This is a genomic window from Arthrobacter sp. AOP36-C1-22, from assembly GCF_052377515.1.
Taxonomy (GTDB): domain Bacteria; phylum Actinomycetota; class Actinomycetes; order Actinomycetales; family Micrococcaceae; genus Arthrobacter_H.
Genome location: NZ_JBQSWW010000001.1, coordinates 136,492 through 149,546, shown reverse-complemented (window position 1 = coordinate 149,546; position 13,055 = coordinate 136,492). Strand labels below are relative to the sequence as shown.

Genomic DNA, 13,055 nt, shown 5'->3' with positions numbered 1-13,055 from the left:
GGCGACGGTGCATGCCTGCCTTACTTTACCCGGCGGCCGACGTACCGTGCGCGTACATCACGTCCACGTCCCAGCGGGTGAAACCGAGCTTGTTGTAGAGCCCGACGGCGGCGGTGTTGTCGGCGTCGACATAAAGCATGACGGCCTGCAGCCCGCGGGAGCGCAGATGCTCGATGCCGGCAATGGTCAGGGCCCGGCCCAGTCCCGTGCCCTGGGCCGCGGGGACCACCCCGACCACGTAGACCTCCCCGAGGCTCTGATGGGCACCGGTGGCACTGTCCTTCAGCGGTGGGTGGACCTTCGTCCAATGGAAACCGGCGATCGAACCGTCCCCGGCCTCGGCGATCAGGAAGCCCTCGGGATCGAACCAGTCCTCCTCCATCCGGGCCAACAGATCGGCCTTGGTCATCGACCCCTGCTCGGCATGGTCGACGAACGCGGCGGCATTGGCGGCCAGCCAGGCGTCCTCGTCCTGCCCGGGGACGAAACGGCGCAGCCGATATCCGGCAGGCATCTCGGCGGCGGGAAGACCGGCATCGTGCATCAAACGCATGCGCCATAGTTCGCGGACGGGCACGAACCCGTGACGTTGGGCCAACCGGGACGCCGCGGCATGGTTGCCGTGGGACCACGCCTGCATCGCCTCCAGCGGGGATCTGGCATCGAGAGCGGCCAGCAGGGCGGCGCCGATCCCGTCGTTGCGGTATTCGGGGTGGACGACCAGTTCGAGGGTCCCGGAGGCGGAGTCGGCAGTGGAGACCGCCACGGCGACCCCGACCAGCTCGCCGGAGACCGCCCCGTCGTCGTCGCAGAGCCAGGCGGTGACGACCATGAGGCCCTCGGAGGCCTCCCCGGTACGCAGTTCCACGATGGTCTGGTCGCTCAGCGGCGGGTTGCCGTCACTGTCCTCGGCCTCCGCCGACAGGTGGGTGATCCGACGCAATAGGTCCTGATCCGGCCTGCCGTTGGCAAGGGTGATGGTCCAATCGGTGTTCTGGGTCGCGCTCATGCACCCAACCTATCCCCGGTGGGCCCGCTTGTGCAGTCCGCGACTCCCCGTCGGGGCGCGTCGTGCTCCGAAGTCGCCCGATGGACAGGGTCCCCGTGCTGCCCTCGACCGGGCCGATGAGGCAGGATGTAAGGCGTGAGAACCAAAACCTTTGCCACGGCCTCGCTCGTGGCGGTCGCCGCACTCGTCGCCGCAAGTTACGTCGGTCCGGCAGAAGCCGGAAGCTGGGCCATCTGGGCGGTGGTCTGCGTCAGCGTCCTGGTGTTTGCCTGGGGCTACCCCCGCCTGGTGGGCCTGCCCGCCCCCTGGCCCCTCAGCGCGGTGATCGCGCTCGCCGGCCTCGGGGCGTCGACGGCGGCGACCGTGGCCCCGATGCCGTCCCCGCTGCAGTGGATGGGCGCCTTCGGTGCCCTGGGAGTGATCCTGGTCTTCGTGACCCAACTGCTGCGCGGGACCGGCCAGCGGCAACGACTCGAATCGACCCTGGGTGGGTGCGCCGGCGTGCTGGTCGTGGTGTTCGGCAGCGGGTGGGTCGCCGCCGACCGGCTGGCCCCCAACGCCGGCAACGGGTCGATGATGCTGCTGTCGGGACTGAGCATCGCCGCCGCCGTCCTGGTCAGCGCCATCCCCTGGCCCGAACGCCTGACGGCCCCGCTGGGCTGGCTCGCCGCCATCCTGGTGGGTGGGGTCGCCAGCGTCCTGGTCGTCGATGTCTCCGTGATCCCGGCCGTCGTGGTGGGGGCCGTGGTGGGGTCGGTCGTCGTCTGCTTCCACGTCCTGGTGGTCTCGGAGGCACAGGTGCTGCGGGGCGGATCCTTCTCCACCGTGGCACCGGGCGCTCCCGGGGCCACGGCCGGACCCCGGGACGACGTCCTCGGGATCGCGGCTTCCCCGTCGGCGGAGCAGGGCACGGTCGCGGGCAAGGACGCCGGGGTGCTGGGGATCCGGGGCGCCATTGCCGTCGGTGTGGCCTGCGTGATCGCCTCGGGGGCGCTGGTCTACTACGTGGAACGAATGCTCCTGCACTGAGCCCGATCCCGCCTGCCGGACACCGAATCCCTTTCACGGCGGCACGGCGTTAGGATGGAACCATGGAATCGAATTACATGGCACTAGAGATCTTCTTCATCACCCTGCTGGTCGTTGCCGGGCTGGGGATGGCCGGCTTCGCCGGTCTGGTCGTCACTCGCCTGTTCAAGGGCCAGAAGTAGCAGGACCGTACTGCATGCCCATTGAGCTACCCACCGACCTGACCCCCGAACTCGTCCCGCTCTCCTGGCTCATCGGCACCTGGGAAGGTGCCGGACGGCTGGGCGAAGGAGAGGGCGACGACGCCCACTTCGTGCAGCGGGTGGAGTTCACCCACGACTCCACTCCCTACTTGTCCTACCGGGCCGAGAGCTGGCTCAGTGACGAAGAGGGCAATAAGTTGCGCCCGCTGGCCACCGAGCAGGGCTATTGGGGACTGGACCGTCCCCTGGAGGACGCCGATGGAGGACCCGGCCTGATCCCCGGCGACATCGTCCCCGCCCTGCGCACGGCCGACGGCGTCGAGGCGTTGCGGGCCCCCGAAGGCGGATTCAACATCGTGGTGAACATCGCCCACCCGCGAGGGGTGTGCGAGCTCTACTACGGCAACATCAACGGTCCGCGCATCGAGCTGGCCACGGACATGGTCGTCCGTGGGTCCAACTCCCGGGATTTCTCCGCGGCCACGCGGATGTATGGATTGGTCAACGGCCAGCTCTTCTGGCGTTGGGATGTCGCCGCCGGCGGCGCTGCCTTGGCGGCCCATGCTTCGGCCGCCTTGACGAAGGAGGCATGACATGACGTGGAAATCACCACTGCTCGGACGCGACGGGGCCATCGAAGGCACCGGCATCGATGCCGGTGTCCCCGCCCATTACGGTGAGCCGCTGCCCGAACAACGCCGACTCGACGCCGGGGAAGCCGTCGTGGACCTGTCGCATCGGGGAGTCGTCACCGTCAGCGGTGTCGACCGGCTCTCCTGGCTGAACACCCTCTCCAGCCAGCTGTTGCTCGGCCTGGCTCCGGGGGAAAGCAGCGAAACACTGCTGCTGACCGTGCAGGGACGCATCGAATATGCCTGCCGCGTCATCGACGATGGCGAGACGACCTGGCTGATCGTGGAGGCCGCCGACGCGGCCCCGCTGGCCTCCTGGCTCGACGCCATGCGCTTCACGCTGCGTGTCGAGGTCCACGACGCCACGGCCGACTGGGCCGTGGTCGGCGCCGGAGCCCCGCTCGAAGTACTGGCCGGATTCACCGCCTGGCGGGATCCGTGGCCGGGCATCAGCACCGGAGGCTACGCCTATTCGGCCCCCGAGCACGCTGGCACGGGCCGGGTCTGGATCGAATACCTGGTTCCGCGGGCCGAACTGGAATCCGCCATCGGGCAACTGCCGCTGGCGGGGACCATGGCAGCCGAGGCGCTTCGCGTGGCCGCATGGCGTCCACGGGTGGCCGTGGATGCCGATGAAAAGACCATTCCCCACGAACTGGATCTGCTGCGCACTTCCGTCCACATGGACAAGGGCTGCTATAAGGGCCAGGAGACGATCGCCCGGGTCCACAACCTGGGCCGTCCGCCGCGTCGGGTGGTCTTCCTGCATCTGGATGGCAGCATGCACTCCCATCCGGCCGCCGGCAGCGAAGTGAAACTGGGGGAGAAGACCGTCGGCAGGGTCACCTCCGTCGCCTGGCATTACGAAGCCGGGCCGATCGCGCTGGCCGTCGTGCGACGCAACACCGATCCCGAGGCGGCCTTGACCGTGGTGGATGGTGACGAGGAGTACCCGGTGAACCAGGAAACGATCGTGACTCCGGACGCCGGCCAGGTCGTGGGCCGGGCCACCGGGTTCCTCCGCCCGCGCCGCTAGGCCGGCCCCCCGGGCCGTGCCGTGGGCGTGTGCCTTATTCCCCGCCCAGGCTGGCCCGGGTGAGGGATCCGGAGAGCACGAGCCCCAGGGCATCGGCCAGACGCTGGGCGCCCTTATGGTTCACATCGGCGGCAAACTGGGCCACGAACCCTTCACTGAGGGCGTCGTCGGCGGCCACCGCGGCGATGTAGGTCCCGAGTCCATGCCGCCGCAGCGCCGGTGCCGTGAGGACCTTCAGATCGGCGATGAGCCCTTCCCAGACCGAATACCCGGCTCCCGCCAGGGCGGCCCGGCCCTCTTCGGCGACGAGGGTGAAGGCCCGGTCCTGGGCGGAGAGCCGGACCCCGGCCAGATCGTCGCGGGGACACAATTCCTCGAGTTCGACGGCGGTCGAGGCCTCATCGGAGACCAGGGTCGTACTCGATTCCACGATCTCCGGAGGCTGGTCGGCGTGGTAGAGCAGGGATTCGCCCAGCCCCCGGGCCGATCCGTCGCCGTGGTCGCGCAGCAGGCCCAGCAGAACCGCTTCGGCCGCCAGTTCCTCATCGGCGGTATCGGCGGCGGCCTGCAGCAGCCAGGCGGGGCCGCAGAGCACCGATCCGGCACCGAAGCGCAGGAACGTCACCGTCGAGGTGTCCTCATCGCAATGGTTGATCCGCAGCGGGGTGTCCCCGCCCATCGCCACCGAGGCGAGGGCGGAGTCCTCCATGTTCAATCGTCGGGCCCACGCCAAGGCGATGATGGCCAGCGTTCCGGTCTCCAGTTCCATGCTCACCACACTACTGATCGCCGGCCCGCAAGGCCCGTCGGAGCTAGCCGAAGAGCAGCGAGGCCTCGTCGTACCGGTGCTGGGGAACACGCTTGAGGTTGTTCAGCGCCGCCTGGAACGGCACCCGGTGGATGTTGGTGCCGCGCAGGGCGACCATGTTGCCCCAGGCCTTTTCCTCCACGGCGTCCACGGAGGCCATGCCCAGCCGGGTGGCCAGCACCCGGTCGAAGGCGCTGGGAACGCCGCCGCGCTGGATGTGTCCGAGTACGGTGGCCCGGGTTTCGATGCCGGTATCGGCCTCGATGCGGTAGGCCAGCTGGTCCCCGATCCCGCCCAGCCGGGGGCGTCCGACGGAATCATGGCCACGATCCGAATACGCTTCCTGCGCACCTTCGGGGACGAACCCCTCGGCGACGACGACCAGGGGGGCGCGTCCGCGGTCCCGGGCTTCGAGGACCCAGGCGTTGATCTGTTCCATGGTCGTGTGCTGCTCGGGGATGAGGATCGCGTGGGCCCCGGCGGCCATGCCGCAGTGCAGGGCGATCCAACCGACATGGCGGCCCATGACCTCGGCCACCATGCAACGGTGGTGGGATTCACCGGTGGTCCGCAGCCGGTCGATGGCCTCCGTGGCGATGGCGACTGCGGTATCGAAGCCGAAGGTGTAGTCGGTGGCGTCGAGGTCGTTGTCGATGGTCTTGGGGACCCCCACGATGTTCACCCCGGCGTCGGTCAGCCGTTTGGCCCCGGCCAGTGTTCCTTCGCCTCCGATGGCGATGACGGCGTCGACGCCCAACCGGTCCAGGGTCTGCTGGATCTTTTCCGGCCCACCGTGGTCCCCGTCGAAGGGGTTGGTGCGGGAGGTGCCCAGGATGGTGCCGCCCTGCTTGGAGATGCCGCGGACGCGTTCGCGGGGAAGATCGACGACATCGCCTTCGACGACTCCGCGCCAGCCGTCGAGGAAGCCCACGAATTCGTGGTTGTGGCTCTTGATGCCGTTCAGGACCGCCCCGCGGATGACGGCGTTCAGTCCCGGGCAGTCTCCGCCGCTGGTCAGGATTCCGATGCGCATGGTGATGTGTGTGCTTTCGTCGGGTTCTCGTCCCGGTGAGGGACCTTGATCGGAGCGCGACGTTGAGCTCAACACGTCGATGCTAGCAACTGGCCCATGAGACGGCCACCACAGCGACACCTGAACACGTCACACGGCCCGGCCCCGTCCGGGGCCGGACCGTCGGTGCCACTACTGGCGGGCGGTCTTGATGATGCGCTCCAGGGGGAGGGTGTCGTCGTGGAAGGGCAGGAGGAGCCAGAGCACCAGATACAGCGGCACGCCGATGAACGGGAGCACGAAACTGAGCAGGATGGCGATCCGGACGATGGTCACATCCCAGCCGGTGGCCCGGGCGATTCCCCCGGCGATGCCGCCGGCCAAACGCTGCGGACCGCGGCGGAACGGGATGGCCCGCAGGGACTTGTAGACGGATTCCATGGGGATTCCTTTCGTGGTGTGCTGCTGGACAGTGACGCTATCAGGACCGGGAGGGGTGCGTCCGGGAGGCCCGGCGTGCCGCCACGAGACCACCGACGACCAACACGAGTCCGGCCCCGAGGAACAGGATGATGGCCACCGTGCTCCCGGACAAGGTGATGCCGTAGAGGACTGAAACCAGGATCAGTAGTCCCACGGCCAGGACCACGAGGCCGAAGACGAAGGTCCCCAACGGCATCCCCTGGGGTTCCTCGGCCACCAGCGGAGCCTCTTCACCGGGGGCTGCCGCCGGGCCCGGGGAGCGGGGGCCGGTTTCGGTGGGTGCCGTCGTCGGCCAGGGGTCCGAGGCGGGGGACTCCGTGGAGGGGGCGGGCCCGGTGGTGCCGATCGGCGTCGTCGGGTCCCCGGAGGGTTCGATGGGCCCGCTCGGCTGGTCGGGCTGCGTTTCGTCCGGACCCTGGTCGGGCTGGTGTTCGGGGTGGGGGGTGCTCATGGTGTGACCTCCTTGGAGGTGATGTCGATGGAATTGAAGGCCCCGTCGATGTCTAGGTGCAGGACCGGACCATCGGCGTCGGCGTTGAGGTTGATGGTGTCCCCGCTGGCGATGCCCGAGTATTTGCGCACGCCGTCGTCGTCGGGCACCTGGAGCGAATAGAAGGCCGAGTCGGCGGTGATCTTCACCGGGACGTCCTCCGGGATGACGATCTTCAGGTTGCTGAAGACGTTGGTCACCGACAGCTTGGTGTCCTCCTTCATGTCGTTCCCGTACGGAGTCAGGTCAAGGGTCCCGTTGTTGAAGACGTAGGTGTACTCCTGGCCCGACCGTTGCACGACCGGCCCGGGCCAGTTGACGCTCGGAGCATATTGGGCCCCGAGTCCGCTGACCAGCAGGGTGGGGACGAGCAACGCGATCGTGAATCCGGTCAGCGCCCCTCCGCGTAGCGAGCGCAGGGCGGCGCCAACCAGGCCGGCGCCCAACACGGTCAATGCGGCGGCCAGGGCCACGGTGACCTCGCGCCCCCCGTAGTCCAGGATCCCGTTCATCGCGGTGAGGATGACGGACCCGGCGACCAGCACGGCCACGCCCAGCAGGATCGCGACGGTGTGGCCGGGAAGGGCCGGGCGGGCCCGGACCGGGCGGGGTGGGGGTGTGGTGGTCATGGGAGCCTTTCCGGGCTGGGCGGGACCCGCAGCCATTGACGGGGCGGCAGAACCCGGGGTGTCCGGGCCTGCGGGAGGCATGGAGGAAGCCCGCGGGGCTTCCGGGTCAAGGGTGGTCCCCTCCGGCCCGTGGCCGGCCGGGGGGCCTTGCCGGTTGAGGCGGTTCTCCCGACGGGTGGACCGGGTGGAGAAGAACCAGATGATGGCGCCCACCCAGATGGCGGTCCAGATGAGGCTGCTCCACCAGGAGTTGCCGGGGTCGAATCGCCAGCCGCCCAGGAAGGAGGGCCCGTTGACGACCCCGATGACCACGAAGATCAGCGACCCGGTCATCCCGCTGCTCCAGTGGCCGCGTCCTGCCTGCTGGAGGTGGATGCGCCCCTCGGAGTCGGGCAGCAGGGCCCAGGCCAGCCCGTAGAGCAGGAGCCCGACGCCGGAGAAGACGACGACGATCAACAACAGGCCGCGGGACAGTGCGGGGTCGATGCCGAAGCGTCGTCCCAGCCCGGAGGAGACACCACCGATCCAGTGGTGTTCACCGCGCTCGACGCCCAGCCCCCGGAGCCAGCGGAAGAAGGAATTTTCTACAGGTGCGTGATTCATGCTTCCATCCTTGCCCGTCGGGGCTCCCGCCACCATCGGGGTCTGCCCTGAACGCCCCCTGATCCTTCCCCCCATTCCCCTGAGCGGGAGTGGTGAACGGGTCCGGGCATGTTTGTATGGGGTCATGACCGAAACGCGCAGCCGCCCACCCCTGGTGCGTGCCGAACCGCGCGTCCTGGGAGGAGTCTGCGCCGGATTGGCGGTCCACCTGAACCACCCCGTGCGCAACATCCGCATCGGGATGGTCCTGCTGACCGTGTTCGCCGGGGCCGGGATCGTGCTGTACGGCTGGCTGTGGGTCATGGTCCCGTCCCGTGAAGACGCCCTGGAGGAGGCCGAGCGTTCCCGCGCCGGAGGCCCCATCGCCCTGGCCGCCGATGCCGGGGCTGTCCCCGGAACGCAGCGGCAGGGGCCCGCGGCTCCGGGCGCCGCCTCGACCTCGGGGGCGGGGGGCCGGTGGTCCCTGCGGCTGGGGGGCCTGGCAGGGCGCCAGGTCCTCGCCGGCGCGGGCCTGCTGCTGCTGAGCGTGTTGCTCTTCGCCCAGATGCAGGGCCTGGCCGTGGCCTGGGGGCTGATCTGGCCGGCCGTGCTGATCATCGCCGGTGCCGTCCTGGCCTGGTTGCAGCTCGACGCGGGCCGGCGGCGTGGGCTGCGCAAGGCCGCCGGGGCCGAACGCGCCGCCGGAATGGTGCGTCTGGTGGGAGGCGTCGCACTGGTCGTCCTGGGGCTGATCTTCCTGGTCTCGGGGGCGGTGAGTCTTGAGTCGCTGTGGAACGGGGTTTTCGTCGCCGTCATCGTCCTGGCCGGGATCCTGCTGGTCCTCGCCCCGTGGGGGCTCAGGTTCTGGCGGGACTACGAATCCGAGCGGGCGAATAGGGTTCGGGTGGGGGAACGGGCAGAGATCGCCGCGCACCTGCACGATTCGGTCCTGCAGACCCTGGCCCTGATCCAGATGCGCGCCGGTGACGAGGCCCAGGTTCTTCGCCTGGCCAGGGCCCAGGAACGGGAACTACGTCAATGGCTCTACCGGGAGGCCCCGGCGGCGGCAGGGGGCATCTGCGCGGACATCCGGGCTGAAGCGGCCCGGCTTGAGGAGTCCCATGACGCGGTGATCGAGGTGGTCGCCGTCGGGGACCTCGAGGGCCTTGAAGGGCACGACGCCGTGGTGCAGGCCGCCCGTGAAGCCATGCTCAATGCGGCCAAGCATGCCGGCGGGACCGTGGCCGTCTACGTGGAAGCCTCCCCGGAAGGAATCGATGTCTTCATCCGCGATCGCGGAACGGGGTTTGATCCGGAGGCCCTGGAGCAGGACCGCCTGGGGGTCCGCGAATCGATCATCGGGCGCATGCAGCGCAACGGCGGGACCGCCACCATTTCCAGCAATACCGGGGGCACCGAGGTGCACCTGTCCATGAAGCATGAACCAAACGAGGAGTCGAACCGGTGAATACGCTCGAACCGGCCGCGGCAGCGCGGCGGACCAGGGTCGTGGTGGTCGATGACCACGCAATCTTCCGTTCCGGACTGAAATCCGATCTGGACGATCGGCTCCAGGTGGTCGGGGAGGCCGCCACCGTGGAAGAAGCCATCAGGATCGTCACCGCACAACGCCCCGACGTCGTCCTGCTTGATGTGCACCTGCCCGGAGGCCGTGGCGGCGGCGGTGCCGAGGTGTTGGCCGGATGCACCGCATTATTGGCCGACGTGCGCTTCCTGGCGCTGAGCGTCTCGGATGCGGCCGAGGACGTGGTGACCGTCATCCGGGCCGGGGCGCGCGGCTACGTGACCAAATCCATTTCGGGGGCCGAGATCTCCGATGCCGTGATCCGGGTGTCGGCAGGGGACGCGGTGTTCTCCCCGCGGCTGGCGGGTTTCGTCCTGGACGCCTTCGGGACCCAGGCCGGGGTCAGCGCCGAGGACGAGCTGGACCTGCTGTCCGCCCGGGAATTGGAGGTCATGCGCCTCATCGCCCGCGGCTACACCTATAAGGAAGTGGCCAAGGAGCTGTTCATCTCGGTGAAGACCGTTGAAACCCATGTCTCCAAGGTCCTGCGCAAGCTGCAGCTGTCCAACCGGCATGAACTCACCCGATGGGCCGTGGACCGCCGGATCCTCTGACCCACGGCCCGGCGCCCCACCGGGTGGTCACGGCTTCTAGGAAGCCCGGCCCAGCAGCTCGGCGATCCGGCCGATGCCTTCGGCGAGGTCCTCATCACCGAGCGCGTAGGACAGACGCAGGAAGCCCGAAGGTCCGAAGGCCTCACCGGGGACCACCGCCACTTCTGCCTTTTCCAGGATCAGTGCCGCGAGTTCGGCCGACGTCTGCGGGCGGACCCCGTCGATCTCCCGGCCCAGGAGGGCACGGACGTCGGCGTAGACGTAGAAGGCGCCCTTCGGGGTGGGGCATTCCACCCCGTCGATGGCATTGAGCCCCGCGACGATGGCCTTGCGTCGACGGTCGAAGGCGGTGCGCATCTCGTCGACGGCGTCCAACGGGCCGGATACGGCAGCCAGGGCGGCCATCTGCGGGACGTTGGCGACATTCGACGTCGCATGGGACTGCAGGTTGGTGGCCGCCTTGATGACGTCCGTCGGGCCGATCATCCAGCCGACCCGCCAGCCGGTCATCGCGTAGGTCTTGGCCACGCCGTTGAGGATGACGACCCGGTCGCCTAGTTCCGGGGCCGCCGTGGCGATCGAGGTGAACTTCGCATCGTCGTAGGTCAGATGTTCGTAGATCTCGTCGGTGACGACCCACAGGCCCTTCTCGGCGGCCCACCGGCCGATCTCGGCGACCATTTCCGGCGGGTAGACGGCACCGGTCGGGTTGGAGGGGGAGACGAACACCAGGATCTTGGTGCGTTCGGTCACGGCGGCCTCGAGCTGCTCTGTCGTGACCAGGTAGCCCTGCTCGGGGCCGGCGAAGACCTCCACCGGAACGCCGCCGGCCAGGCGGATCGCTTCGGGGTAGGTCGTCCAATAGGGGGTGGGGACGATGACCTCGTCCCCCGGATCCAGCAGGGTCGCGAAGGTGTTGTAGACCGCCTGCTTGCCGCCATTGGTGACCAGCACCTGGGAGTCCTCCACGGCGTAGCCGGAATCCCGCAGGGTCTTCGCGGCGATGGCGGACTTCAACTCGGGCAGTCCCGAAGCGGGGGAGTAGCGGTGGAATCGTGGGTTGCGTGCGGCGGTGACCGCGGCCTCCACGACATAGTCGGGGGTCGGGAAGTCGGGTTCGCCGGCACCGAATCCGATCACGGGACGTCCGGCGGCCTTGAGCGCCTTGGCCTTGGCGTCCACGGCGAGCGTGGCTGATTCGGCAATCGATCCGATGCGTCGGGAAATGCGTGACATGGGTTCGCTTCCTGGGGTCGGGGGCGTGGGGCCTAGCTGATTCCAGCTTAGCCGCGCTCCGCCGGGCAGCACAGAATGCGTCGGCAGGCCTACGGAAGCAGGCCAATCCGGCGGGTCCGCGGCACAAATCCGGTTCGACTTGTGGGTGGTGAATGCGTAGACTGTTCCCTCGGTGTTGGAATACGCCTCGACGCGGTGTGCTTGAAGGGCCACCACGGCGGGACGGACGACCAATCCGAAGGGTAGTGGCGCAATTGGTAGCGCAGCGGTCTCCAAAACCGCAGGTTGCAGGTTCGAGTCCTGTCTGCCCTGCGCAGTGGCAACCCACATGGTTCATGTGGGGGCTCGGCGAAATCCACGTCACGGTGTGTTGCGGCCGACAGGCCGCGGTGCACCGTGATCGTTTCAAGATGCGAAGAACTCGAATCGAGGCACAGTGACCGAAGCAACAACGGGACGCTCCACGGGCTCCCCCCGAGGCGGCAAGCCCGCCAAGGGCGGTTTCTTTGCGCGTATCGCCTTGTTCTTCCGCCAGGTCATTTCCGAGCTGAAGAAGGTCGTCACCCCGACCCGTAGCGAGTTGGTGAACTACACGCTGACCGTTCTGGGCTTCGTGATCCTGGTGATGCTGATCGTCAGCGGGCTGGACCTGTTGTTCGGAAACGGCGCGATCCTGGTCTTCACCAACCCACCGGAGCAGTAGCGGCTGCCGACATCCTTGAATAAGGGCGACGTCGGCATCCCTCGGCCCAGCCACGATGAAATGTTCTGGTTTACCAGTCAAAGAAAGCAGGAACCGCAGTGTCCGAGCAGGAACTCGAACCGCAGGCCAACGACGACGCCGTTGAGCAGGCAACCGAGGCCGACGCCGTAGAGGCGCCGGTCGATTCCGTCGTTTCGGAACAGACCCCGGCCGCCGAGGCGTCCGAGGAAACCGCGGACGACGCCTCCACCGCCGACGAAGCCACCACCCCGGACGAGGACGAGGCGGAAGCCGAGGCTCCCGAGTTGACCCCCGAGGAGGCCGTCGCGGCCGCCAAGGAGGAGTACCGGACCAAGCTGCGCCGCCAGCCCGGTGACTGGTATGTCATCCATTCCTACGCCGGCTACGAGAACCGCGTGAAGGTGAACCTGGAGACCCGCGCCCAGACCCTGGGCATGGAGGATTTCATCTACGAGATCCAGGTCCCCATGGAAGAAGTCGTGGAGATCAAGAACACGACCCGCAAGATCGTCCGCCGCGTGCGCATCCCCGGCTACGTGCTGGTGCGCATGGAACTGACCGACGAATCATGGGGCACCGTGCGCCACACCCCCGGCGTCACCGGTTTCGTGGGCAACGCCCATGATCCGACGCCGTTGAGCCTGGACGAGGTGTTCTCGATGCTCGAGCACACCATCGTGAGCGAGGAACCTGCCCAGGAAGGCGGCTCCTCGAAGCCGGGACGCGCCCCGTTCACCGAGGTCAACGTCGATTTCACCGTCGGGGAGTCGGTGACCGTCAACGACGGGCCGTTCGAGACCCTGCCGGCGACGATCAGCGAGATCAAGCTCGAGTCCCAGCAACTCGTGGTCCTCGTGTCGATCTTCGAACGCGAGACCCCGGTGACGCTGTCGTTCAGCCAGGTCACCAAGATCCAGTAGGGATCACCGAAGACTTCGTTCCCAGTGCGGCCGCTTTCCGCCGCTGGAAACGACCAGGCCGCCGCGCCACGGCGGCCACCACCCCGGGACACGCTCCTGTGTTCCGCGGGAAACGCAATGAGA

Annotated in this window: 14 protein-coding genes and 1 tRNA gene; 8 read left to right on the top strand and 7 right to left on the bottom strand. The window is 68.2% G+C overall.

Annotation, left to right across the window (positions count from 1 at the left end; all coding sequences use genetic code 11):
- Positions 1–25: 25 nt before the first annotated feature.
- Positions 26–1,009, bottom strand: a complete 984-nt coding sequence (mshD, locus tag ACT3S6_RS00785; protein WP_444553319.1) for a mycothiol synthase — start codon at positions 1,007–1,009, stop codon at positions 26–28.
- 135 nt (positions 1,010–1,144) lie between these two features.
- Between mshD and ACT3S6_RS00780 the strand changes: the two genes are divergently transcribed.
- The 3 genes from ACT3S6_RS00780 to ygfZ all read left to right on the top strand — a co-directional run bounded on the left by ACT3S6_RS00780 (position 1,145) and on the right by ygfZ (position 3,909).
- On the top strand, positions 1,145–2,038 hold the full coding sequence (locus ACT3S6_RS00780; RefSeq protein WP_444553318.1) for a permease: 894 nt from the start codon (positions 1,145–1,147) through the stop codon (positions 2,036–2,038).
- Positions 2,039–2,234: 196 nt separating this feature from the next.
- Positions 2,235–2,834, top strand: coding sequence for an FABP family protein (locus tag ACT3S6_RS00775; protein WP_444553317.1), 600 nt, complete (start codon positions 2,235–2,237; stop codon positions 2,832–2,834).
- 1 nt (position 2,835) lies between these two features.
- Positions 2,836–3,909: a CAF17-like 4Fe-4S cluster assembly/insertion protein YgfZ gene (ygfZ, locus tag ACT3S6_RS00770; RefSeq protein WP_444553316.1), complete on the top strand. Its 1,074-nt coding sequence runs from the start codon at positions 2,836–2,838 to the stop codon at positions 3,907–3,909.
- Positions 3,910–3,943: 34 nt separating this feature from the next.
- Here the strand turns inward: ygfZ and ACT3S6_RS00765 are convergent, their stop codons facing one another.
- The 5 genes from ACT3S6_RS00765 to ACT3S6_RS00745 form a co-directional block, all read right to left on the bottom strand.
- Positions 3,944–4,678, bottom strand: a complete 735-nt coding sequence (locus ACT3S6_RS00765) for a GNAT family N-acetyltransferase (protein ID WP_444553315.1) — start codon at positions 4,676–4,678, stop codon at positions 3,944–3,946.
- A gap of 43 nt (positions 4,679–4,721) precedes the next feature.
- Positions 4,722–5,750, bottom strand: coding sequence for a 6-phosphofructokinase (locus ACT3S6_RS00760; RefSeq protein WP_444553314.1), 1,029 nt, complete (start codon positions 5,748–5,750; stop codon positions 4,722–4,724).
- A 171-nt stretch (positions 5,751–5,921) separates the two neighbouring features.
- The gene (locus tag ACT3S6_RS00755) at positions 5,922–6,170 is read right to left on the bottom strand and encodes a PspC domain-containing protein (protein ID WP_444553313.1); all 249 of its coding nucleotides are present in this window, start codon (positions 6,168–6,170) and stop codon (positions 5,922–5,924) included.
- Positions 6,171–6,210: 40 nt separating this feature from the next.
- Complete coding sequence (locus tag ACT3S6_RS00750; protein WP_444553312.1) at positions 6,211–6,663, bottom strand: hypothetical protein; 453 nt, start codon at positions 6,661–6,663, stop codon at positions 6,211–6,213.
- Complete coding sequence (locus ACT3S6_RS00745; protein WP_444553311.1) at positions 6,660–7,934, bottom strand: PspC domain-containing protein; 1,275 nt, start codon at positions 7,932–7,934, stop codon at positions 6,660–6,662. The genes ACT3S6_RS00750 and ACT3S6_RS00745 overlap by 4 nt, the downstream gene beginning before the upstream one ends.
- Before the next feature lie 124 nt (positions 7,935–8,058).
- Between ACT3S6_RS00745 and ACT3S6_RS00740 the strand changes: the two genes are divergently transcribed.
- The gene (locus ACT3S6_RS00740) at positions 8,059–9,381 is read left to right on the top strand and encodes an ATP-binding protein (protein ID WP_444553310.1); all 1,323 of its coding nucleotides are present in this window, start codon (positions 8,059–8,061) and stop codon (positions 9,379–9,381) included.
- On the top strand, positions 9,378–10,052 hold the full coding sequence (locus ACT3S6_RS00735; RefSeq protein WP_444553309.1) for a LuxR C-terminal-related transcriptional regulator: 675 nt from the start codon (positions 9,378–9,380) through the stop codon (positions 10,050–10,052). The genes ACT3S6_RS00740 and ACT3S6_RS00735 overlap by 4 nt, the downstream gene beginning before the upstream one ends.
- Positions 10,053–10,088: 36 nt before the next feature.
- On the opposite strand, the gene ACT3S6_RS00730 is transcribed toward ACT3S6_RS00735, so the two are convergent.
- Positions 10,089–11,288: a pyridoxal phosphate-dependent aminotransferase gene (locus tag ACT3S6_RS00730; protein ID WP_444553308.1), complete on the bottom strand. Its 1,200-nt coding sequence runs from the start codon at positions 11,286–11,288 to the stop codon at positions 10,089–10,091.
- 239 nt (positions 11,289–11,527) lie between these two features.
- Here ACT3S6_RS00730 and ACT3S6_RS00725 point away from each other — a divergent pair.
- From ACT3S6_RS00725 to nusG, 3 genes are all read left to right on the top strand, one after another.
- Positions 11,528–11,600: transfer RNA gene (locus ACT3S6_RS00725), tRNA-Trp, on the top strand.
- A 124-nt stretch (positions 11,601–11,724) separates the two neighbouring features.
- Positions 11,725–11,991: a preprotein translocase subunit SecE gene (secE, locus tag ACT3S6_RS00720; RefSeq protein WP_087000260.1), complete on the top strand. Its 267-nt coding sequence runs from the start codon at positions 11,725–11,727 to the stop codon at positions 11,989–11,991.
- 98 nt (positions 11,992–12,089) lie between these two features.
- A complete protein-coding gene (nusG, locus tag ACT3S6_RS00715; RefSeq protein WP_444553307.1) occupies positions 12,090–12,932 on the top strand; it encodes a transcription termination/antitermination protein NusG in 843 nt (280 codons plus the stop codon).
- Positions 12,933–13,055: the final 123 nt, after the last annotated feature.

Excerpts from the sequence above, each read along its gene's own strand:
- ACT3S6_RS00750 (WP_444553312.1), bottom strand. The coding sequence starts at position 6,663 with ATGAGCACCCCCCACCCCGAACACCAGCCCGACCAGGGTCCGGACGAA.
- ACT3S6_RS00745 (WP_444553311.1), bottom strand. The coding sequence starts at position 7,934 with ATGAATCACGCACCTGTAGAAAATTCCTTCTTCCGCTGGCTCCGGGGG.
- ACT3S6_RS00765 (WP_444553315.1), bottom strand. The coding sequence starts at position 4,678 with ATGGAACTGGAGACCGGAACGCTGGCCATCATCGCCTTGGCGTGGGCC.
- ACT3S6_RS00730 (WP_444553308.1), bottom strand. The coding sequence starts at position 11,288 with ATGTCACGCATTTCCCGACGCATCGGATCGATTGCCGAATCAGCCACG.
- ACT3S6_RS00760 (WP_444553314.1), bottom strand. The coding sequence starts at position 5,750 with ATGCGCATCGGAATCCTGACCAGCGGCGGAGACTGCCCGGGACTGAAC.
- mshD (WP_444553319.1), bottom strand. The coding sequence starts at position 1,009 with ATGAGCGCGACCCAGAACACCGATTGGACCATCACCCTTGCCAACGGC.
- ygfZ (WP_444553316.1), top strand. The coding sequence starts at position 2,836 with ATGACGTGGAAATCACCACTGCTCGGACGCGACGGGGCCATCGAAGGC.
- ACT3S6_RS00740 (WP_444553310.1), top strand. The coding sequence starts at position 8,059 with ATGACCGAAACGCGCAGCCGCCCACCCCTGGTGCGTGCCGAACCGCGC.
- ACT3S6_RS00755 (WP_444553313.1), bottom strand. The coding sequence starts at position 6,170 with ATGGAATCCGTCTACAAGTCCCTGCGGGCCATCCCGTTCCGCCGCGGT.
- ACT3S6_RS00775 (WP_444553317.1), top strand. The coding sequence starts at position 2,235 with ATGCCCATTGAGCTACCCACCGACCTGACCCCCGAACTCGTCCCGCTC.